This is a genomic window from Pseudomonas sp. BE134, from assembly GCF_031456105.1.
GTDB lineage: Bacteria > Pseudomonadota > Gammaproteobacteria > Pseudomonadales > Pseudomonadaceae > Aquipseudomonas.
The window spans coordinates 1-23,434 of sequence record NZ_JAVDUA010000039.1; the positions used below are offsets into that span (position 1 = coordinate 1).

Below are 23,434 nucleotides of genomic sequence, written 5' to 3' on the forward strand. Positions count from 1 at the left end.
GATTGCGAAGCCTTGATCCCTTGGAGCTGCTCGCTTACATCGCCTCGCTAAGCGCGCCGCCTATTTTGAATGGGTGGGGTTCATGGAGCGCTTACGCTCGACCACCAGGTTGCCGTCCTTGAAGAATTTTTTGCGCAAGGACGACACGCCTTCCCCCGTCATTTCGATATGCGACAGCGCTGGAATGAACTGCTCGAAGCCTGCGAAGTTGCCGACGATTGCCCAGACTTTCGCCGCTTCGGCGGGTACTTCCACAGACGACACCACAGGGCAGCCTTGAGGATTTTTGATCAGGGTATCGGGTTGCAGAGTGCTCATGGTTTTACTCCGTTTGGATTGAATCAGATGAAGTTGATTTCTTTCAGGTAGTCGCAGCCACGACGCAGCAGCGCCGGGGATTTTTTGGGATAGTGCGCGCCCATCTGCCGCACCCCGGCCTCGGCGTTGTCGTGGCCGATCATCGAGATATCGCCGATGTCTTCTTCGAAGCCGTTGAGGTAAAAACCGAGCACGCCGAACAGCGCGTTGTCACTGTCGACCCGGCCCAGTTGCTGCTGCCAGTCAGCGACGCTGACCATGGAGAATTCCCGCCCGGCCTCGCGAAAGGAGACCACGTAGTCATCCCAGCTCAGGGGCTCGGGGTTGTGCAGGTTGAACACCGCTTTTTCGGGCTGATAGCGGCTGGCATGGAAGGCGATGAACCGGGCGAGAAAGTCCACTGGCATCAGGTCGAAATTCAGCGCGAACTTCGGCACCTGGCCAAGCTGGATCGAGCCTTTGAGCATCAGCATCAAACGGTTTTTGTGTGGCTGGCAGACACCCGTGCGGCTGTTGAAACTGATGTTGCCGGGGCGATACAGATTGACCCGTACCCCACGCTCGCGAGCTCGCTCAAGAATCCGTTCGCCGACCCACTTGGACAGGTTGTAGCCGTTCTTGATGTAGATTGGGGGGGTGTGCGCGGCAGGCAATTCGAGCACCCGGCCCTCGGTGGTCATCGTGCTGGACGCCGAGAGCGTAGAGACGAAATTGAAGACCTTTTTGCTGCGCCCTTCACACAACCTGAGGCACTCGAAAATGGGTTCGACGTTGTCCCGCGCCAGTGACTCGTAATCGAGTACGTGATTGACGTTGGCAGCGTTGTGCACCAGCGCGCCGAACTCTCGATCGAGGCGCTCGTAAACTTCATCGGACAGTCCCAGCGACGGACTAGTGATGTCTGCGGCATGCACCCGCACCCGGCTCAAGTCGAGATGCTCCAGCCGGTTCTCGCGCAGCGCATGGGCAAAGCGCTCAACCGCCGATTGCCCACCACCATCGCGCACCAGGCAGGCGACCTCAGTGGCCCCCCAACCCAGCAGCGCCTCGACGATGTGCACGCCGACAAAGCTGTTGGCACCGGTTACGATCACCTTGTGGACATCGCCCATTTGGCTGATGGGCAGCGGCTTAACATCCAGCTCACGAAAGGCATCAGACAAGGCCTTTTCACTCAACACCTCTTCGGTGCCGGAGCCACGCACCAAAGTTGCCAGCTTGGCAATCGTCGGCAGTTCGATGAATCGGTTGATCGAGATACTGCGACCAAACTCTTCACGCAATCGCAGCAACATGCGCGACAACAGGATCGAGTGACCGCCCAGATTGAAGAAGCTTTCATCAGTAGAAATGTCGCAGGCCGGCAGCTCCAACAGTTCCGCCCAGATCTCCAATAGCAGGGCCTCATCGGCACTCGCAGGTAATCGCCGAGTAGTGTTTTCCTGAACGTTGACAGGGATTGCAAGCAACGCTCTGCGGTCGACTTTGCCATTGCTGGCGAAGGGCATGCATTGCAGTTCGGTCCAGGCAACCGGCTGCATGTAGTCCGGCAAAAGCTGCAACGCGTGAGCCTTCAAGGCTTCGCGAGCGGCGCCGGGCTGCTTTTCCTGAGGTTGCGTGAGAAAGGCCAGGATTCGCCGCTGACTGTCGATGACCACCGCCACCTGGCGATACAACAGGCTGTCGCGCAGGCAGCGTTCAATCTCTTCCGGCTCAACCCGGAAGCCGCGAATCTTCACCTGGTGATCCCGCCGCCCACACAGCTCGACGCCGTCGCGGGTCCACTTCGCCATGTCGCCGGTCCGGTAGGCGCGCAGGCTTTTGCCGCCTGGAACAGTCAGATTCAGATAGCGCTCGGCTGTCTGCTGCGGATTGTTCAAATACCCCAGGCACACGCCTGGCCCGACGATGTACAACTCACCGACGCCTTGGTCGGCTACCGGTTGAAAGTCTTCATCAAGAATCAGCACCTGGCTGTTGGCAATCGGTGCGCCGAGGGTTCGATTGCTGTCGCCGGGACGCAACTGCCGCGCAGTAATCAGCACCGTGGCTTCGGTCGGGCCGTACAGGTTGTATAGCCTGCCTTGGCGAGTCAGTTGCTCGATCACCCAGGGTTCACACACGTCGCCGCCGGTCATCACATGATCCAGACTCTGCAGCTGATCCAGCGGCAGTATGCTCAACAGTGCCGGTGGCAAAAATGCGTGGCTGAGTTGCCGGCGGCGGATCAGTTCGACCAGTTGCAAGGGGTCGCGACGTTGATCGTCACTGGGCACGATCAGCTCGGCGCCCTGAAGCAGGGTCGGGAATATGTCGATCAGCGACGAGTCAAAACTCACCGATGAAAACTGCAACACTCGACTCTGCTCAGTGACTTGCACGTAGTCGGCGTACCACGCGGTAAAGTGCGCGAGGTTGGCCTGACTGAGCAACACGCCTTTGGGATGCCCCGTCGTGCCCGAGGTATAGAGCGCCATGCACGGCGCATCGAGGTCGGGCTGGTGGCGCATCAAAGGGTGCTCGAGGTTCACGTCGTCGACATCGATGCGGCTAATGTCCAGCCCCGGCATGACGTCAGCGAGCGGATGCTGGCCGTCATGCAGCAACAACACAGCCCCGGCATCGGAAAGAATGTACTGCTGACGTTGCAGCGGGTGGCTCGGCTCCAGCGGCACATACACCGCCCCGCTGCCGAGAATCGCCAGAATCCCTGCATACAGCGCGCTGCATTTCGGCAGGCAGATCCCGACCACTAACGGCCCTTGATGTTGATCGAGCAGCGGCTGCAACTGCTGTTGGATAGCTCGGCTGTGGGCGTGCAGTTGCCCATAGTTCAGCGTCGTACCGCCGATGGTCAGCGCAGGTCGTTCGGCGGATTGAAGAAGGCGTCGTTCGAGGCGCTCGATCATCGGGACCTGGCCCAGTTTCAGCAGCCCGGGTTGATCGGTGCAGTTGAGCTGATGGACGAAGGCCAGGTGTTCAAGCCACAACAGATTTTCCACCCGCTCAAAGTGAGCAGGCGCTGTCGGTTGCGCATGCAGAAAATACTCGGCATCCCGGGAGAAGCGGCTGACCAGCAGCGCGACATGATCCACCAGCTCCGCCACCGCCCGCAGGCGCAGCGCCTGGCCGTTGCCGGAGGACACGTCGGCGATGGGCACGCGAGTGAACAAAGCCGAGTTGTACGTGCACAACAGGTCCAGCGACGGCAAGCCGCCAGCCTCTGTGCCACCGACACCTAGTTGCAGCGTCAGTCGTGGTGTTTCGCCGAAGCGCGCAAACGGCTGACTCGCGTCGTCGATCAACAAATCAAACGCCGGTTGCTCGTTGAGGGTGTCGAACCGCATTAACGAATGACCGTGTTGTTCAAGCTCCAGCGCCAGGTCGGTCAAGGCCTGGCTTTGCCCAATGAGCAAAATGTCGAGACGTCTCATGGATGTACTCCTTGTTAATCCAGGTAATCGCTAAGTGCGTCTTGCACACACGGCGAGTCGAGCAGTGAACTGCTGCGAAAAAACCGCACGATGTTGGCGACCAGCGGGTGATGGCGATTGATCGGGAAGGCCAGCCCCGAGACTTCGCGCTTGAGTGCCTGACGTGCCCCCTCGCTGATCGGTAAAGACTCGATCAGCCGGAAGTCGAAGGACTTCTGAATGTCATTGGTCAGGTAATGGCCGATGAACACCGGCAGGATCTGCGCGATGCAATGGCGATCGTCTTCGCTCGCGGTGTGCCAGTAGATGCGCACCAGTCGCGCCCAGAAGCCGGAATGGCGGCCTTCGTCCAGCAAGTGATCGGCCATCAGGCCCTTGATCGACTGCTTGACCGTGTCGTCCTTGGCGAACGCCGCGACATCGCCGGTCACGGTGTTCTCGGCAATCGCCACGCAGATCAATTCGACAGCGCTGCGCAGGTGTTCCGGTGCGCGTGCGATGGCCGCCGGGATGGCTCGACTGAGTTCGATTTCGTCGGGTAACCCGATTGGCGCGATGCCGGTCATGGCGATGGTTTGCTGCATGAAGTCCATGGCCACCAACGCGTGGTAGTCCTCGTCCACCACCACGGTCATGGCGTCATAACGGCAGGCAAACGGGAACGCCACGGTGAAGCGATTCTTGGCGATGCTGCGTGCGGTCTTGTCGACGATCTCGGTTTCGAAAATCACTACGTCGTTGATGAATTTGTAGAGCGTCTGCACCAAAGCAAAGTCCCGCTGCTCCGGGCATTGGCGCAGGAAGGTTTCACTCAACACCAGCGGCTGCCGGCTCAAGGGATAGATCAGCTTGTCGTCGTTCTCCAACACCCGCCGTGGTCGAGTGCGGATGGTCGCGCGGCTCTCCCAGGCGTCGGCGAAGGATTGGTAGTCGGCGGCGTTCATGCGCTCACCTCAGGCAAAGGTTCACCCATGCTCAGACGCAGGCCGTCCCAGAGGGCAATGCGGCTTTCTACGGCGGCAATGGCGCTGGCGTAGACGTCCGCTTCGCGTTGCGGATTGCCATCGACCAACCGCGCGAGAAGCATTTGCGCCGCCGGGCCGTGGTCTTCGGAATCAACTTCGATGTGCCGCTCCAGGTAATAACGGAAAGTCGGCGCTTGCTCGATACCGATGCCCCAGTCGTCGAGAATTCGCTGGAACATCTGCGGAATGACACTCTCACGACCATGCAAAAACGCCGCTGCAACGCTGTGTCCCGGGGCATGCAACGCGGTGAGCAATGTGTGCCGCACAAACTGCGCCGCCGCGGGATCGACGTCCACGCTTTGCAGCGCAACGTCATAGCTCATGCCTTCCTGCTGCAACGCTACAAAGCGTTCCACCGCGACAGTGCTGGCACCCACTTCGCGCATCGCATCCAGATACAACTCAAAATGGCTGAAATGACCGTGGGCAGGACGATCATCGGACTCTTCGCCCAGTACGATTTCGTTGATCAGGCGCGCAGCCTGCGGGTCTCGTGGCGGCAGCCAGGGAAGTTGAACGCAAGTCAGTTCCTGTTGCAGACGCTTGGTCAGCGACATGAAGTCCCACACGGCAAATACATGGGCTTCCATGAAGCGTTGAAGTACCGACAGTGAATGTATTTCAGAGAAGATCGGGTGTGAACTAAGTTCTGCTTTCTTCTGGATGAGGCGTTCTTTGTTGTTTTTCATGAGCGAGCCTATAAGTGATCTGAAGTGTCATTCAGGAAGTAGCGATCAATAACTGTGTGTCGTTTAAAGATTTTTATGGGCGAATAAGTACCTCAAGCGAATTGATCGGTATGAGTGAACGTTGGTCCGCAGGCCAAGGGTTGCAGGCCTGTGCTAAGTGCGGCGAACAAAAACTAATACACGGATTAAGTTTCCGGCAAGCCATTTTTCAATTAAATAAAAGTTCAGGTTTTTACGGCGCGACAAGTTTCAATAAAACTTTAGGTTGAAGTTTTATTTTGGCGTAGTTGCTCCTTCCGACTAATAATCGTCAGAATTCAAATGAAGAGTGAATGCCTCACTCGAAGCAACTTCATAGTTGAGTCGTTGACGTGAATTTAGGGGGTGGAAGTTGGCTGGGATCAACACCGGTGCTTCCTTTCCCGTGACAAGACTCCTTCCTTAGGTTCTTGTTGCGAGGACTGCTGCGCAGGTGCGTAGCGTCGCCCGTTGATTCGTTTTGCAGTTCAAGAGTGAGCGTAATTCAAGGCGGCCGCTATCACCGAAACGTCATCTGCTCGGTTCAATGAGTGGGCTTGGGAGGGGGGAATCGAGGGCGCGGCTCTAGAGTGGGGTTTAGCGCCGTAGCGGCCAGCGAAAACGAGCAGCGCGATTTGCTCGTTCCGGCTGACGGCTCGGTTTACCGGGAGATTTTCTTGTTAAGTGCTTCAGGGCTGGCGAGGTAGCGTGTAATGACTTCGACACCCCGGTTGAGGTGATTCTCGAGCATCTTTACTGCGCGCTGGATGTCTCGGTCTTCCACAGCCAGTAATAGTGCTCGGTGATCGTCTTGGGACAGTTTGCCCAGGCCCATCGCTTCCAGGTTGAAACGCAAGAAACGCTCTTCTTCGTTCAACCCTTCTTCCACCAGACTCAACAATCGACGGTTGGGCGTCTTGCTGTACAGCGACATATGGAACAGGCGATTGAGCCGGCCAATCTCGGTGTAATCATGTTCTGTTTCCATGTCATCGATATGACGCGCAGCCTGCTCGAAGTCTGCTTTCTCAAGCAATGGAATGGAGAGTCGCAGGGCTTCAGATTCCAACAGAATACGCAGCGCATAGGTTTCAACGGCATCACCCGAAATCAGCGGTGCGACGACGGCGCCTTTATGGGCGACAACGTTAAGCAACGCCTGGGCTTCGAGCTGGCGCAAGGCTTCGCGCACGGGCATGCGGCTGACGCCGAACAAGTCGGCCAAGTCTTGTTGCCGCAACGCGGTGCCGCAAGGGATGCGCCCATCGAGAATCGCCGAACGCAGCGTTTCTTCGATCACCGAGCGTGCGAGGTGAGCGGGAATCGGCCCGCTGACCTTGATGCTGCTGAGAGGGTTGGTCTTTTGTGGCACTACTCGCACCCTATTCGACTGAAATATTTGGATCCAAATGGACACTAGTGACTGTGATGAAGCTTGTCAAACCGGTAAGGTTCTCATTCGTAAGCTTTTCATGTCATCCACAATACAAAGTCTAGCGCGTCGCCCGTGATTGCACCGTGCCATTGTCTTTTGCCGGGCTAACCTGCACCATCGGCCGAATTCCATTTGCCTGACCTGGATGCCTCGCATTGGCGGTACGTTTCGCAATCCCAAGGACTTTGCGCTGGCTATGTTGTGCGCTGTTGCTGGCCGGCGTCATGCTGGGCGGTTTGCAGGCCGATTGGGACTTTTCGCTGATCAGTCGCCGTGCTCAGGATTTGTACGGGCCGTTGGGTGAAGGGAAGCAGCGGATCGATGCCTGGCAGCAGTTGCTGGCCACTCAGAAGCAGATGAGCGAGCTGGAACAGCTCAACGTGGTCAACCGGTTCATCAACCATCAAGTGCGCTACGTAGAAGACATCGATCTGTGGCACGAGGTCGACTATTGGGAAACCCCCATCGAAGCGCTGTGGAAGGGTGCCGGTGATTGTGAAGACTACGCGATTGCCAAGTATTTCAGCCTGCGCCACCTCGGCGTCTCCAGTGACAAGTTGCGCATCACCTACGTCAAGGCGTTGCGCCAGAATCGGGCGCACATGGTGTTGACCTATTATTCAAGCCCCGAGGCCATGCCACTGGTACTCGACAGCCTGATCAACGAGATAAAACCCGCTAGCCAGCGGACCGATCTGTTACCGGTCTACTCTTTCAATGCGCAAGGATTGTATTTGCCCGGCGCCAAGGGCACGAAAAAAGTCGGTGACACCAAACGTCTGTCCCGCTGGCAGGACGTGTTGAAGAAAATGCAGGCCGAAGGTTTCCCGGTCGAAACGACAAACTAGGAGCACGCGCTCAGATGTCTTTGTTCAAACAGCTGTTGATCGCAATTTGTCTGTTCCTGGTGGTCGCCTTCACCGGCAGCTTCATGGTCAGCCTGGAAAGCTCGCGCACCCAGTACGTCAATCAGTTGCGCTCCCACGCCCAGGACGCCGCGACGGCGCTGGCGCTGTCCCTGACGCCGAACATCGACGACCCGGCGATGGTCGAGTTGCTGGTCAGTTCGATTTTCGACAGTGGTTACTACTCAAGCATCCGCGTCGTCGACCTGAGCAACGACAACACCATTGTCGAGCGCAACGGGATTCCTGCGGTCAACAACGTGCCGGACTGGTTCGTCAAAATGATTGGCCTTGAACCCGCCGGTGGCGACGCGATTGTCAGCCGCGGTTGGGAGCAAGCGGCGCGGGTCGAGGTCGTCAGCCACCCGATGTTCGCGCTGGCAAAGCTGTGGCAGAGCGCGCTGGGCAGTCTCGGCTGGTTGTTGATTTGCGGCGCTGTGAGCGCAGTGCTGGGGGCGTTGTTGTTGCGCCGGCAATTGAAACCACTGGATTACATGGTCAAGCAATCCCACGCCATTGCCCGACGCGAATTCCTCAGCCTGCCGGAACTGCCGCGCACCCCCGAACTGCGACGGGTGGTGCAGGCCATGAACCAGATGGTCGAGAAGCTCAAGGCGTTGTTCCAGGAACAGGCCGAACGCAGTGAAAAACTGCGGGTCGAGTCTTATCAGGACAACCTCACCGGGCTGGCCAACCGTCGTTATTTCGAGATGCAATTGAACGCCCGGGTGAGCAATCCGGAGCAGGCCAGTTCGGGGTATCTACTGTTATTGCGGGTCAAGGACCTGGCCGGTTTGAACCAGCGTTTGGGTGGTCAGCGTACTGACCAGTTATTGAAAGCCGTGGGCGAGCAGTTGTCCCGCGAGTGTGCCAAGTTCCCGGAAACCCAGAACCTCGTCACGCGTATTCGCGGCGGTGAATTCGCCGTGCTGGCGCCGGGGCTGGTGCGGGAAGAAGCGTTGCAACTGGCGCAGAACCTTGACAGTGCCTTGGCGAGCCTGCATGCGACCGGCGCCACCGACGTGGCCACGGTGGCGTCGATCGGGTTGGCACCTTTCGTTCATGGCGACTCGCCGCAAGCGGTGCTCGGACTCGGCGATCAGGCGTTGGCCCAGGCGGAAGCCCAGGGCGAGCCGAGTTGGGCGTGCCTGGATCACAGCGCGTTAGCCAGTGTCGGTGATGACCATCATGCGTGGAATAACTTGCTGGACCAGGCATTGGAGCAGCGCCGGTTCCAGTTGTATTTCCAACCGGTCGTGGCCAGCCAGGACACGCAACTGGTGCTGCATTACAAAGTGCTTTCGCGTTTGGTCGATGAACAAGGGCAGACCATTCCCGCCGGGCGCTTCTTGCCTTGGCTGGAGCGTTTTGGCTGGACCGCGCGACTGGACCGGCTGATGCTGGAATTGGTGCTTGAGCAGATGGCCGAGCACGAAGAGTCGCTGGCGCTGAACCTGTCGTCGGCGACGTTGGGCGATCCGCAGGCGCTGAATAAAATCTTCGAGATTTTGCGCGCGAACTCTAATCTGGGTCCGCGCCTGACGCTGGAAATCGGTGAGGAACAGCTGCCGGAACAAGCGATGCTGGAAGAGCTGACGCGGCGTCTGCGAGAACTCGGCTTCTCCCTGAGCCTGCAACGTTTTGGCGGGCGCTTCAGCATGATCGGCAACCTGGCACGACTGGGGCTGGCGTACCTGAAGATCGATGGCGGTTACATTCGCGCGATTGATCAGGAGAGTGACAAACGCCTGTTCATCGAAGCGATCCAGCGTGCGGCGCACAGCATCGATTTGCCGCTGATTGCCGAGCGGGTCGAGACGGAAGGGGAGTTGTCGGTGATTCGCGAGATGGGGCTTTATGGGGCTCAGGGGCAGTTGTTTGGTGAGCCCAAGCCTTGGCACTAACCCACTGATCGTTCCCACGCTCTGCGTGGGAATGCAGCCCGTGACGCTCCGCGTCACAACGGTGCCAGGCGCAATGCCGGCGGCGAGGCTGGAACGCGGAGCGTCCCTTGAGGCATTCCCACGCAGAGCGTGGGAACGATCTGGTCGGAAAATCTGAAGGCAAATTCCTAGGAGATTCCCTTCGAGTTGCGTCGGTTTTGGTGAACTTGTTCCGGGCAATGCGCAAGTCTAGTCTGGCTTTGTCACTGAATAATCGGTGACACGGACGTGCAAGTCCGGGTACAAGACGACGCGCAACGCCATTGGTTACGTGACGGGCAGTCATGCTCGCGGTGCTTGTTTTATGGCGGCTGTGCGTGGGAGATCGTTCTTTCGAGAACTATCTGCCGGGGTCCGTCTGCCCGGTCTTGCACACTCGCGCACAGCTGCCACCCCATTCGCGTGCAAGCGAACGGTCGTAGCTCCCAATACAGATGGAGATACAACATGTTCAAAGTTACCCCCAATCCGCCTTCTCACCGCAGAGGCCATCTCTTCACCGTCTCCCCCGACATCCCCACCGAAGCCCTCCTGGCCAACGCCTCAGAAGACCTGCTCTCCATCAGCGCCATCGCCGCCGACCTTGCCGACGATGTAGACGGCACACGCCGCTGCGTCGCGCTGGCGCTTAGCCGGATAGCCGATGGGGTTCATTTATTGGTGGAGCGAGCGCTGGATCAGCTTGAGTTGCCAGAGTTGGCGGCGGGTTCGGTCAACGTTTAGCGCAGATGATCGTTCCCACGCTCTGCGTGGGAATGCAGCCCGTGACGCTCCGCGTCACAACAGTGCCAGGCGCAATGCCGGCGGCGAGGCTGGAACGCGGAGCGTCCCTTTAGGCATTCCCACGCGGAGCGTGGGAACGATCAATGTGCGGGGTTAAATCAACCCGGTTTCTTCATCATCGATCAAATGGCTCAACCCACCCAAGGCTTCACGGGCCTGGGTCCGGTCCATCAGTTTGGCTTGTGCTGCTGGCGGCAGGTCGGTGACGCGGATCACGCCTTTGCTGGTCAGCACCTGGATCAAGTCGTCGAGTACCCGGATCATTTCCAGGTCGCTCTGCTTGAGCTGTTTGAGGCTGGTTTCCATCACTTCGTTGGCATACCAGGCCTGGATTTCATGGTGGTCGGCCGGCAGTGTTTCCGTGGCCTCGGCGTAGGCTGCGGCTTCCACGCGCACCAACTGGCCTTGCGCATCGCGTTGCACGTAAAACATTGAGCATCCCTCAGAAATGAACCAGCGTCATGCTGTCAGCAGCATAGGCCAACTGGACGCGAGTATGCGGTGCGGCGACGAAATCGTCACCGTGGAGAAAGGCACAAACGTGACGGCCGCCCCATAAGGGCGGCCGTTTTACGTTGGATCAGCTGTTGTTGTGGTCAACCTTGATGGTCGGATCGCTGCCGGCGATCAGGTTATTCAGGTTGGCAGAGGACCAGTTGTTACCTTCCAGCTTGATCGTCACATCCGGTGTCGCAGCCGCCGCGTTGCCGGAGTTGAACTGGCCGCCGGAGCTGACTTGCAGCGACGACACGCCATCCACCGTGGAAATCTTCAGGAAGTTATCGATGGTGCTGCCGCTCTCGTTCTGCAGCAGATCACGCAGGTCGATGCGGTCGCCTTGACTGGCATTGAAGTCCTTGATCACGTCGGTGCCGGTGTCGCCCGCTTTCCAGACGAAGGTGTCGCCACCCAAGCCGCCGATCAGCGTGTCGTTGCCAGTTCCACCGTTGAGGGTGTCTGTGCCCGCGCCACCGATGAGGGTGTCATTGCCGACACCACCCTCCAGCAAATCATTGCCAGTGCCACCGAGCAGGATGTCGTTGCCGCTACCGCCGTAGAGATTGTCGTTACCGCCCTGTCCGAAGATGATGTCGTTGCCGGCACCACCCAACAGATTATCGATACCATCGTGAGCGCCAGACACGTCGAGCGTGGAGTAGTGCTCAGTGACGTACTGGTGCACGTTACTTGAGGTGACTTTGTTGGTTTCGACACCGGTTTCCTTGCCGACAAAAGCCTGCAGCGCGGTGTAGCCCTCACCCGTCACGCCATTGAAGCTCACCAGATCGCCGAAGATGATGTCATTGCCATCCCCGCCGTTGATGGTGTCCTTGCCCGGAAGGGTCGCTTCGCTGTGGCCGAGAATTGCGTTGGCCAGATCTGCCGGGTTGATGTTGGCCAGCGGTTTTCCATCGGTGGTGTTATACGGTGCGAGGTCGCTTTCCGAGACACCGCTGTTCACGCCAATGGCTTGCACTTTGGAGTTTGCGGCAGCAAACAACGCGAACGCCTCTACCGCATTGTTCGCGCTGGTACTGTCGGCATAGCCGCTGCCTGCGTTATCCGACAGTTCATAGGTGCCGTCACCCTGAGCGTGAACTTGCAGGCCGGAGCCGTACTGTTTCGAGCTCCATTCATTTTTCGAGCTCTCGGACCATTTGTACAAATTACCCGAGGCATCAACAACCAGGCGACTCACACCGCCGATGTCCATTCTGAACTCGGTTCCTGGTGTGTAGGAGCCTTGCTTCAATACGGTGTCGAGGTAAATGTCGGTACCGCCATTGGATTTGAAGTCGACGACCAGCGGATTGGTTTGTTCGCTTTGCGTATAAGCAGTCGGCTTGCCATCGGTGATGAAGTAGGTGAGGTTGATCGCGTTGGGGTTGCTCAGTGCGTCAGGGCCTTTGAACCAGTTTGCGGTGGTTTTGAACACGTCTTCGTAGTTGGTGTAATCACCAGACTGCATGCTGTTGAGGACCCCCTTCAATGCGTCCAGAGCGCCCGCTTTCGACAGATCGATCGAAATCGATTTGTTGACCTGCGAATCGAAGTCCACGAGGAACACTTTCACGGTGCCCGCATTCGCGCTTAGCGAGGTGGCGCTGGCGATCAGCGAGGTGAACACGGCTACCAGGGAATTCTTCGCTGACGTTACGGAGGACGAGCTCATGCTGCCCGAGCTGTCGACCATAAACGCGAGGTTGTAATTCTGGCCCGGTACGACCGTCAGGCCGCCGATATCTGCCACCACGATGTCATTGCCACTGGTGCCATCCCGAACGTCGTCACCCGCAGTCAAGGTGAGCGTGTTGTAGACCGCCGGGTAAACGGTGACCGGGATCGTCGCGGTACTGAGTGCCGACCCGCCAAGTGTCTCGGTGGAAGTCGAAGTCACGGTCAGGTTGAACTGGCCGTTGTAATACGCAGGCGGGGTTACGGTCAGGGAGCTGAGGTTCCAGTCGGTGACAATGGCTTCGCCGGATGTCGCGGTGGCAGTGAAGGTGTGACCCGCGCCATCGGTGAGCACCGAGCCCGCCGGAATGCCACTGATCTTCACGCTCAGGCTTTCGGAACCGTCGACGTCAGTCCGTGCGGTGGTGATTGCGGACAGATGAACGCTGGTGCCTTCGGCGCCTGTGTTGAGTTTGTAGCCGTCGTAGTAGCCTTCGCCGTTGGTGCCGTGCAGGTCGGAAACCGTCACGCCGGAAGCGGCCAGATCCGCCACGCCGGTGTACAGCGGCACGCCGGCGCTACTCAGGTCGACCGCTGCACCGCCATTGACCGACAGGTTAACGTCATAGCTGCCTGGGCCGCTTTGGTTGTGGTGGTAGATGTCGAGAGTGTAGTAGCCAGTGGTAGTCGGCACGAAGCCCGTCCCCGTGATGGCCCCGCCATTCCCCCACAACGCACTGGCCACGGTTTTGCCGCCAATGGTCACCAGCAGGCTGTCATCGCCGCTGCCGCTGAAGGTGTAAGTCTTGCCGGCTTCGAGGTAAATCAGGCCGGAGGTTTTCGACGCGGTGCCCGCAGCCACATCGCCGCTGGATTGCACGTTGCCGACGGTGCTGCTGGAGTTCGGTTTACCGGCGGCATCGATCACCGATTTCAGCGTGTCGGATGGCGCGCCGTTTCCGTTGGTGCCCAGGCCGGCCAAGCCAGTCCAGACTTCCTTGATCAAGCCTGTCGACGTCACGTTGTTGCTGGCGACGTTCAGCGTTGGCGCATCGGCCACCGGGGTGATGTCGATTTTGATCGTGCCGGTGCTGCCCAGCAGTGTGCCATCGGTTGGCTGGAACTGGATCTGCGCGTAATCCGCCAGATTGTTGCCCGTGCCGCTGTTATAGCCGTTGGCGCCAGACTCGTTGGCGTCCGGCATGAAGCGCAACTTGCCCGCGTCGATGTCAGCCTTGGTGATGGTCTGGTTCGGCGTCAAGTCGGTCCAGGTCGAGCCGTTCAGGTACTGCAATTTGCCGTCCGCCGGCAGACCGGTGATTTTTACACCGAGGCTGGCGTCGGGGCTGTCGACATCGCGGACGCCGAAGGTCGACCAGCCGAGGATCAGCGGGGTGTCTTCGGTACCGGTGACGTTAACCGGTGCGGCGACCGGTGCGTCGTTGACCGCCACCACGTTGACCGTGGTGGTCGCGGTGTTGGAGTAGGTGCTGCCATCCGTCACCGTCACGGTGATAGTCCGCGGCACGGCGCTAGGGTCCTCACTGTTATTGGTGAACGTAATGTTTTTGATGCGCTCAATGTACTGAGCCAGCGTCGCCGTACCCGTCAGGATCAGCGTGATCGAGCCATCCAAGTGATTGCTGTTGATGCTGATGCCATCAACGCTGTTGCCCAGGTTCAGGTTGTCACCTGGTTGGCGGTTAGTCAGCACGATGGTCGCGCCGGTCAGCGTGGTGCTGTCCGAGTCGGTAATCGTGAAATCGCCGTCGGTTATTGATAGGCCCGGGCCGCTGGTGCCTTCGGTGAACGTCAAGTTGTAGTTGGCACCGGTGGCGCCGCTGGAGTTGTTGGCGTCGAGGTCCAGCACTGGTGGTGCATCGTTGTCGATGATCGAAGTGCTGACGCTGCCGTTCGTCGTACTGACCGCCAGGTTCTCGAAGTTGCCTCCGGTGGCTGAGTCGATCCGGACCACGAAGTTTTCAGTGCCTTCGGTGATCCTGTTATCCAGGGTTGCGACGCTGAAGTTGGCGCTGCTGGCGCCTGCCGGGATCTTCACCACATACACGCCGGTGAAGTCCGAACCGTCGGCAGCGGTGCCGCTGTAGACGATGTTCAGCGTCACTTCGCCGTGGGCAGGGTTGGTCAGGCTGACGATGTAATTGGCGGTCTGGCCTTCGGTGACCGAGGTGCTGCCGCTGATGCTGACTTCGGTTTTGTCGAGGGTGTCGGTGATGCTGGTCACTGCCGCAGCAGTGCTCGGCACCAGGTTTTCGAAGCTGCCACCGGTGGCGGTGCTGATGGTTGCCTGAACAGAACCAGCGTCTACGTAAACGTCATCGGTCGGTGCCGGGACGGTCACGGTGCCGGTGGTTGCACCGGCTTCGATGGTGATGACCGCGTTGTTGCTCAGCGTCACGGTGACCGGGGAACCGGCAGCGTGGGTCAGAGTGGCGGTATAGACAATCGAACCACCTTCAGCGACCGAATTGGTCGCGCTCAACGACAGGTTGGTGATGTCGACGGTGTCGGTCACGGTGGTACTGACGGGCGTTGGATCGGCGACCAGTTTTTCGTAGTTGCCACCGCTGACGCCGGTGATCGCGTTGGTCAACGGAGCATGACCGGTCAATGCATCGTTCGGTGCGACGGCGTTCACGGTGCCGGTGGTCTGACCGATGGCGATGGTGATGGTCTGGTTATTGGCCAGGGTCACGACGACGGGCGTACCGGTCACTGGCGCGCCTACGGTCGCCGTGTAAGTGATGGTGCCGCCTTCAGCCACGCTACCGGTGGCGGTGAGGGTGACGGTCGAGGTGTCGAGGGTATCGGTGATGCTGGTCACTGCCGGAACCGTGCTCGGCACCAGATTTTCGAAGCTGCCACCGGTGGCGGTGCTGATGGTTGCCTGAACAGAACCAGCGTCTACGTAAACGTCATCGGTCGGTGCCGGGACGGTCACGGTGCCGGTGGTTGCACCGGCTTCGATGGTGATGACCGCGTTGTTGCTCAGCGTCACGGTGACCGGGGAACCGGCAGCGTGGGTCAGGGTGGCGGTGTAGACAATCGAACCGCCTTCGGCGACCGAATTGGTGGCGCTTAACGACAGGTTGGTGGTTTCCTGGACGTCAGTCACCGAAGTGACCGCCGGACTGTCATTCGCCACCAGGTTTTCGTAATTACCACCGGTGGTACCGTCAATCTTGACGCTCAGCGTCGCGCCGCCTGCCAGAGGGTCGTTCGGTGCGGTGTAGTTCACGCTGGCGCTGCTTTCGCCGACCGGAATGGTGATGGTCTGCTGGTTGGACAAGGTCACGACCACCGGCGAGCCGGTGACAGGCGCATTGACCGAAGCGGTGTAAACCACAGTGCCGCCTTCGGCCACGCTGCTGGTGGCAGTCAGGGTGACGGTTGAGGTGTCGATGGTGTCGGTGACGTTGGTCACTGCCGCAGCAGTGCTCGGCACCAGGTTCTCGAAATTGCCGCCAGTGGTTTTGGTGATGCTGGTTTCGACTTTGCCGGCGTCTTTGTAAACGTCATCCGACGGTGCGGCGTAGTTCACCGAACCGGTGAGGGCGCCCTTGGCAATGTGGATCACTGCGCCGTTGCTCAGCGTCACACTCATGGCGCTGCCAGCGGCATGGGTCAGCGTCGCGGTGTAGACGATCGAACCGCCTTCGGCAACCGAAGAGGTGGCGCTCAGTTTCAAGTCGGTGGTGTCTGGCGTATCGGTGACGGTAGTCACCGCTGGCGTGTAATTGACCGCGACGTTTTCGAAGTTGCCACCGCTTTGGCTGACGATGATCGCCGCGACTTTGCCGCCATCGAGGTACGGCGTGTCAGCCGGTGCAGCGATGTTGATCGAACCGCTGGCCTCGCCGGCGGCGATCTGGATGACCGCGCCGTTGCTCAACTTTACGGTCATGGCCGTGTCTGTCGGATTGGTCAGGGTGGCGGTGTAGGTGATCTGGCCACCTTCGCTCACGGTGTTGCTGGCCGACAGGGACAGTACTGTCGTGTTGATGGTGTCAACGACGATGGTGGTGACGGGGATCTTGCTGACGTTGAGTTGCTCGAAGTTGCCGCCCTGGGCATCGGTCATCTTCACGTTGAGCAAGTCGGCGTCCCTGTAGACGTCGTCGCTTGGTGCCGCGATGGTCACCGAACCGCTGGTTTTGCCAGCGGCAATGGTAATGGACTCGCCGTTGCTCAGGGTGACAGTCACCTCGGTTTGCGCGGCGTGGGTCAGGGTCGCGGTGTAGGTGATGTGCGAGCCTTCAGCTACCAACAAGTCAGCGCTGAGGGTCAGGCGTGTGATGTTGGTGGTATCGGCCACGTTGGTCACGGCCGGAACAGTGCTTGGCACCAGGCTTTCGAAGTTGCCGCCAGAGGCTTCTTTAATGGTGACTTCTACTTTGCCGGCGTCTTTGTAGACGTCGTCTTTCGGCGCATCGACTTTGACGGTGCCGGTGGTTTTACCGGCATCGATGGTGATGGTCGCGCCGTTGCTCAAGGTCACGGTTACTGGCGTGCCGGCCGGGTTGGTCAGGATCGCGGTGTAAACGATCGAACCCCCTTCGTTGACGTTGCCGGTGGCGGTCAGCGAGACGGTGGTGGTGTCGACGGTGTCGGTCACGGTGGTACTGACAGGCGTTGGATCGGCGACCAGTTCTTCGTAGTTGCCACCGCTGACGCCGGTGATCGAGTTGACTACCGGTGCGTGGCCACTGAGTACATCGTTCGAGGCCAGGGCATTCGCGGTGGCGCTGCTTTCACCTACTGGAATGGTGATGGTCTGGCCGTTGGCCAGGGTCACGACGACTGGCGAACCGGTGACTGGCGCGGTGACGGACGCGGTGTAAACCACGGTGCCGCCCTCGGCCACGCTGCTGGTGGCTGTCAGGGTGACGGTCGAGGTGTCGAGGGTGTCGGTGACGTTGGTCACTGCTGCAGCAGTACTCGGCACCAGGTTCTCGAAGTTGCCACCGGTGGTGTCCTTGATGGTGACTTCAACTTTGCCGGCGTCTTTGTAGACGTCATCGGCAGGTGCCTTGACGGTCACGGTGCCAACAGTCGCGCCCGCCGCGATGGTAATCGCGGCGCCATTCGACAGGTTCACAGTGACCGGGGTGCCGGCAGCATTGGTCAGTGTCGCGGTGTAAACGATAGAGCCGCCTTCAGCGACCGAGTCTGTAGCGCTCAGGCTGACGGTGGTGGTGTCTTTGACATCGGTCACCGAAGTGACCGCCGGCGTTTGATTGGCCACCAGGTTTTCGTAATTACCGCCGGTGGTGCCGTCGATCTTGACGCTCAGCGTCGCGCCACCCGCCAAGGCGTCGTTCGGTGCGGTGTAGTTGACGCTGGCGCTGCTTTCGCCGACCGGGATGATGATGCTTTGGCCGTTGGACAAGGCCACCACGACCGGCGAGCCGGTCACTGGCGCGGTGACGGAGGCGGTGTAAACCACGGTACCGCCTTCTGCCACGCTGCTGGTGGCGGTCAGGGACACGGTGCTGTTGTTGATGGTGTCGGTCACGTCGGTAACGGCTGGCGTCTTGTCGGCCACCAGGTTCTCGAAGTCGCCGCCAGTGGTCTTGGTGATGCTTGCCTGGACTTGGCCTGCGTCTTTGTAGACGTCATCTTTGGGGGCGGCGTAGTTCACCGAGCCGGTGAGGGCGCCCTTGGCAATGTGGATCACCGCGCCGTTGCTCAGCGTCACACTCATTGCGGTGCCAGCGGCATTGGTCAGTGTCGCGGTGTAGACGATTGAACCGCCTTCGGCCACTTCAGGGGACGCTGACAGGCTCAACCCCGTGTCACTCTGGGTGTCTTTGACGGTGGTGACCGCTGGCGTGTAATTGACCGCGACATTTTCGAAGTTGCCACCGTTGTGGCCGATGATTATCGCCGCGACTTTGCCGCCATCGACGTACGGCGTGTCAGCCGGTGCAGCGAAGTTGACCGAACCGCTGGCCTTGCCGGCGGCAATGTTGATGACCGCGCCGTTGCTCAACTTCACGGTCATGGCCGTGTCTGTCGGGTTGGTCAGGGTGGCGGTGTATGTGATCTGGCCACCCTCGTTGACGGTGTTGCTGGCCGACAGGGACAGTAAGGTCGTGTTGATAGTGTCAAGGACGAAGGTGGTGGCAGGGGCGTCGCTGACGTCGAGTTTCTCGAAGTTGCCGCCAGTGGTTTCCTTGATGGTGACTTCGACCTTGCCGGCGTCCTTATAGACGTCATCTTTTGGTGCTGCGAAGGTCACGGAGCCGCTGGTTTTACCCGCGGCAATGGTGATGCTCTCGCCGTTGCTCAACTGGACGGTCAGCGGGGTTTGCGCGGCGTGGTTCAGGGTCGCGGTGTAAGTAATTTGCGAGCCTTCGAGGACCAAAAAGTCAGCACTGAGGGTCAGGCGTGTGGTGTTGATGGTGTCGCCCACGTAGGTCACGGCGGGGACCGGGTTCACGACCAGGTTTTCGAAGTTGCCGCCATTAGTCTTGATAATGCTGGCTTCGACTTGGCCGGCGTCTGTATAGACGTCATCCTTCGGTGCTGCGAAGGTCACGGAGCCGCTGGTCGCGTCCTTTGCGATGTTGATCACTGCACCATTGCTCAGCGTGACGGTCATTGCGGTGCCGGCAGCGTTGGTCAGGGTCGCGGTGTAAATGATCGAACCACCTTCGTTGACGTTGCCGGTGGCGGTCAGGGAGACGGTGGTGGCGTCAACGGTGTCGGTTACCTCGGTAACGGCTGGCGTAGTGTCGGCCACCAGGTTTTCGAAGTTACCACCGGTGGTCTTGGTGATGCTGGCTTCGACTTTGCCAGCGTCTTTGTAAACGTCATCCGACGGTGCGGCGTAGTTCACCGAACCAGTGAGCGCGCCCTTGGCAATCTGGATCACCGCGCCGTTGCTCAGCGTCACACTCATCGCGGAGCCAGCGGCATTGGTCAGTGTTGCTGTGTAGACGATCGAACCGCCTTCGCCGACCGAAGAGGTAGCGCTCAGTTTCAGGCCGGTGGTGTCTGCCGTATCGGTGACGCTAGTCACCGCCGGCGCGTAATTGACTGCGACGTTTTCGAAGTTGCCACCGTTGTGGCCGATGATGATCGCCGCGACTTTGCCGCCATCGGTGTACGGCGTGTCAGCCGGTGCAGCGAAGTTGACCGAGCCGCTGGCCGTGCCGGCGGCAATGTTGATAACCGCGCCGTTGCTCAATTTCACGGTCATGGCCGTGTCTGTCGGGTTGGTCAGGGTGGCGGTGTAAGTGATCTGGCCACCTTCACTGACGGTGGTGCTGGCCGACAGGGACAGTAACGTCGTGTTGATGGTGTCAAAGACGATGGTGATTGCGGGGACATTGCTGACGTCGAGTTTCTCGAAGTTGCCGCCGCTGGCGTCGGTCATCTTCACGGCGAGCAAGCCGGTGTCTCTGTAGACGTCGTCGCTCGGCGCCGCGATGGTCACCGAACCGCTGGTTTTGCCGGCGGCAATGGTGATGGTCTCACCGTTGCTCAGGCGGACGGTGACCGGGGTTTGCGCGGCGTGGGTCAGGGTCGCGGTGTAGGTGATATGCGAACCTTCAAGGACCACCGTGTCAGCGCTGAGGGTCAGGCGTGTGGTGTTGGTGGTATCGGCCACGTTGGTAACGGCAGGCGTCGGGTCTTTCACCAGGTTTTCGAAGTTGCCGCCAGCCGCGTCCTTGATGGTGACTTCAACTTTGCCAGCGTCTTTGTAGACGTCGTCTTTCGGTGCATCGACTTTGACAGTGCCCGTGGTTTTACCAGCATCGATGTTGATGGTTGCGCCGTTGCTCAAGGTCACGGTCACTGGCGTGCCGGCAGCGTTGCTCAGGGTCGCGGTGTAAATGATCGAACCGCCTTCGTTGACGTTGCCGGTGGCTGTCAGGGAGACGGTGGTGGCGTCAACGGTGTCGGTTACCTCGGTAACGGCTGGCGTATTGTCGGCCACCAGGTTTTCGAAGTTGCCGCCAGTGGTTTCCTTGATGGTGACTTCGACGTTGCCGGCGTCTTTATAGACGTCATCTGTCGGTGCCGCGAAAGTCACGGAGCCGCTGGTGGCACCCGCTGCGATGTTGATCACGGCGCCATTGCTCAGCGTGACGGTCATCGCGGTGCCGGCAGCGTTGGTCAGGTTCGCGGTGTAAACGATAGAGCCGCCTTCAGCGACGGACTCAGTAGCACTCAGGCTGAGAGTGGTGGTGTCCGGTGTGTCGGTGACGGAGGTGTTCACCGACGTGCCGTCGACATCCAGCTTCTCGTAATTACCGCCCGTGGCGTCGTCGATCTTGACGCTCAGGGCGGCGCCGCCGGCCAGAACATCGTTCGGCGCGGTGAAGTTCACGCTGGCACTGCTTTCGCCGACCGGGATGATGATGCTCTGGCCGTTGGACAGAATGACAACTACTGGCGAACCCGTCACCGGTGCGGTGACGGAAGCGGTGTAAACAACCGTGCCACCCTCCGCAACATCAGAGGTGGCGGTTAGCGATACGGTGCTGGTATCGAGGGTGTCGGTGACGCTGGTGACAGCGGCGGCCGAATCGGTGATCAGGTTCTCGAAATTGCCGCCCGCGGCGTCCTGGATGGTGACTTCAATCTTGCCGGCGTCTTTGTAGACGTCATCGGCCGGTGCCGGGACGCTCACGCTGCCGGTGGTGGCGCCGGCAGCGATGGTAATCACCGCACCATTGCTCAACGTAACGGTGACAGGCGTGCCAGCCGGATTGGTCAGGGTGGCGGTGTACAGAATTTGACCGCCTTCGGCTACTTCAGAGGACGCGGACAGGCTCAGACCCGTGTCATCGCGTGAGTCGGTGATGGTGGTCAGCGCCGGTTCAGCACTCGGGGTAAATTGTTCGAAATTGCCACCAGTGGTGCCGGTAATGGTGGTGCTGACGGTACTGCCATTGTTGTAGACGTCATTGTTTGCTGTATCGACGATGACACTGCCAGTGGTCTTGCCCGCTTCAATGTTAATGACCGAGCCATTGCTCAAGGTCACCGTCATCGGCGTGCCGGCCGGGTTGGTCAGGGTCGCGGTGTAAGTAATCTGGCCGCCTTCGACGATGCTGCCAGTGGCCGTAAGGCTCAGGCCGGTGTTGTCGACCGAGTCGGTAATGGTGGTCAGCGCCGGCTCAGCACTCGGGGTTAGTTGTTCGAAATTGCCGCCGGTGGTGCCGGTGATGGTGGTGCTGACATTACTGCCGTTGTTGTAGACGTCATTGTTTGCAGTGTCGACGATGACACTGCCGGTAGTCTTGCCCGCTTCAATGGCAATGACCGAGCCATTGCTCAAGGTCACGGTCATCGGCGTGCCGGCCGGGTTGCTCAGGGTCGCGGTGTAGGTAATCGGCCCGCCTTCGACGATGCTGCCGGTGGCGGTGAGGCTCAGGCCGGTGTTATCGATCGAATCAGTGATAGTCGTCACAACCGGTGTCGGATTCGGCACCAGATTTTCAAAGTTGCCGCCCGTGGCTCCGGTAATGGTCGTGGTGACAGTGCTGCCGTTGTTATAGACATCGTTAGCGGCGGTCGGAACGTTAACGGTGCCGGTGGTGTTGCCCGCATCGATGGTAATGACCGAGCCATTACTCAAGGTCACAGTCACCGGAGTCTGAGCCGGGTTGGTCAGGGTCGCGGTGTAGGTGATCACGCTGCCCTCGGTCACGTTGGCGCCTGCGGTCAGCGTGACCGTGGTGGCATCGACGGTGTCGGTGACCTGAGTGACGGCCGGGGTTGTCGGCGGGGTAACGATGATGCCGTTGCCGCCCGTGGTACCGGTGACGGTCACATCAATCTGGGTCGGGTCGTTATAAACGGAATCGTTCGGCGCTACCGGCACGCTGACGTTGCCGGTCAGTTGGCCAGCCGGGATCACGATCACCGAGCCGTTGGACAAGGTGATGGTCAGGTCGGTCAGCGGCGCCTGGGTCAGGTTCGCGGTGTAAACCAGTACGCCGCCGGCCTCGGTGATGGTCGGCGTGGCGCTCAGGCTCAGGGTCGAATCACGTTGCACGATCGGGTTGGTGTCGGCTGTTTGCCCATCGACAGTGTTCTGTGCGGCCAAAGCAGCGGGGCCAAAGCCCGCCGTCGGGAAACCAATGGTCGGGTCCACCCGGCCAGCAGTTGCATCCAGCATGACGAAGCTGTGACCGCCACCTGCCGCGCCGCCCGTGCCGGCAGCCGTAGGGCCGGCTGCAGTGGCTTCGAGGTCTTTGGTCGGGTCGGCGCCGGCAACGATGGCTTGCTGCAGTTCTTCAACCGATGGAGCCGCTTGTGCGGTGGCTTCTGCCAGGCTGCTGCTGGAGTCCGGAGCGCTGCCGCTCCACTGAGTGTCGCGCCCCAGATCCAGGGACTGGCCGTCAGCCAATTCGAGCGTTACGGCACCCGCCGCACCAGTGTCTACCTGATCGCCGACAAACAGTCGATCGCCTTCAACGAGTACACGACGGACACCCTCTGGGGACACCGCGAAAACTTGACCGACAATGCTTTTGACGATGGCAACAACACTGCTCATTGAAGACTCTCCGGGTAATGCGTTCAGTTGACGTCCATGGACCAAGTGGCACCTGGCCTGCCCAGACAGGGCGTACTTTCAAACAAGAGTAGACACAAGTTTGACGCATCTAATCGTCAATAAATTGTCTATGCTTTTTCGCAATTAACTATATGCCAAACAATTGACC

The 23,434-nt window shown here is 59.6% G+C and carries 8 protein-coding genes and 2 pseudogenes; 3 read left to right on the plus strand and 7 right to left on the minus strand.

All coding sequences use genetic code 11. The features are described from left to right. Positions 1–84: 84 nt before the first annotated feature. The 5 genes and pseudogenes from J2Y56_RS25705 to J2Y56_RS25725 form a co-directional block, all read right to left on the minus strand. Positions 85–318: pseudogene (locus J2Y56_RS25705) on the minus strand (SRPBCC family protein); the annotation flags it as partial. 23 nt (positions 319–341) lie between these two features. Then, positions 342–3,752, minus strand: a complete 3,411-nt coding sequence (locus J2Y56_RS25710; protein WP_310353473.1) for a non-ribosomal peptide synthetase — start codon at positions 3,750–3,752, stop codon at positions 342–344. Between the two features lie 14 nt (positions 3,753–3,766). After that, positions 3,767–4,696: a diiron oxygenase gene (locus J2Y56_RS25715; protein ID WP_007948784.1), complete on the minus strand. Its 930-nt coding sequence runs from the start codon at positions 4,694–4,696 to the stop codon at positions 3,767–3,769. Then, positions 4,693–5,469, minus strand: a complete 777-nt coding sequence (locus J2Y56_RS25720) for a DUF3050 domain-containing protein (protein ID WP_007948785.1) — start codon at positions 5,467–5,469, stop codon at positions 4,693–4,695. The genes J2Y56_RS25715 and J2Y56_RS25720 overlap by 4 nt, the downstream gene beginning before the upstream one ends. Positions 5,470–6,148: 679 nt before the next feature. Beyond that, positions 6,149–6,859 (minus strand): GntR family transcriptional regulator, encoded by a 711-nt coding sequence (locus J2Y56_RS25725; RefSeq protein WP_007948786.1) that lies wholly within the window; start codon positions 6,857–6,859, stop codon positions 6,149–6,151. A 218-nt stretch (positions 6,860–7,077) separates the two neighbouring features. On the opposite strand from J2Y56_RS25725, the gene lapG reads away from it, so the two are divergent. The 3 genes and pseudogenes from lapG to J2Y56_RS25740 all read left to right on the plus strand — a co-directional run. Further along, positions 7,078–7,770: a cysteine protease LapG gene (lapG, locus tag J2Y56_RS25730; RefSeq protein WP_310339078.1), complete on the plus strand. Its 693-nt coding sequence runs from the start codon at positions 7,078–7,080 to the stop codon at positions 7,768–7,770. A gap of 14 nt (positions 7,771–7,784) precedes the next feature. Next, complete coding sequence (gene lapD / locus J2Y56_RS25735) at positions 7,785–9,731, plus strand: cyclic di-GMP receptor LapD (protein ID WP_310353480.1); 1,947 nt, start codon at positions 7,785–7,787, stop codon at positions 9,729–9,731. Positions 9,732–10,241: 510 nt separating this feature from the next. After that, positions 10,242–10,493, plus strand: a pseudogene (locus tag J2Y56_RS25740) (DUF6124 family protein); the annotation flags it as partial. Positions 10,494–10,646: 153 nt separating this feature from the next. On the opposite strand, the gene J2Y56_RS25745 reads toward J2Y56_RS25740, so the two are convergent. Continuing rightward, positions 10,647–10,985: a hypothetical protein gene (locus tag J2Y56_RS25745; RefSeq protein WP_007948790.1), complete on the minus strand. Its 339-nt coding sequence runs from the start codon at positions 10,983–10,985 to the stop codon at positions 10,647–10,649. Between the two features lie 148 nt (positions 10,986–11,133). Continuing rightward, entirely contained in the window at positions 11,134–23,265 is a 12,132-nt protein-coding gene (locus J2Y56_RS25750) for a retention module-containing protein (RefSeq protein WP_310353484.1), read from the minus strand. Between the last annotated feature and the right edge of the window lie 169 nt (positions 23,266–23,434).

Excerpts from the sequence above, each read along its gene's own strand:
- J2Y56_RS25710 (WP_310353473.1), bottom strand. The coding sequence starts at position 3,752 with ATGAGACGTCTCGACATTTTGCTCATTGGGCAAAGCCAGGCCTTGACC.
- J2Y56_RS25715 (WP_007948784.1), bottom strand. The coding sequence starts at position 4,696 with ATGAACGCCGCCGACTACCAATCCTTCGCCGACGCCTGGGAGAGCCGC.
- J2Y56_RS25720 (WP_007948785.1), bottom strand. The coding sequence starts at position 5,469 with ATGAAAAACAACAAAGAACGCCTCATCCAGAAGAAAGCAGAACTTAGT.
- lapD (WP_310353480.1), top strand. The coding sequence starts at position 7,785 with ATGTCTTTGTTCAAACAGCTGTTGATCGCAATTTGTCTGTTCCTGGTG.
- J2Y56_RS25745 (WP_007948790.1), bottom strand. The coding sequence starts at position 10,985 with ATGTTTTACGTGCAACGCGATGCGCAAGGCCAGTTGGTGCGCGTGGAA.
- J2Y56_RS25750 (WP_310353484.1), bottom strand. The coding sequence starts at position 23,265 with ATGAGCAGTGTTGTTGCCATCGTCAAAAGCATTGTCGGTCAAGTTTTC.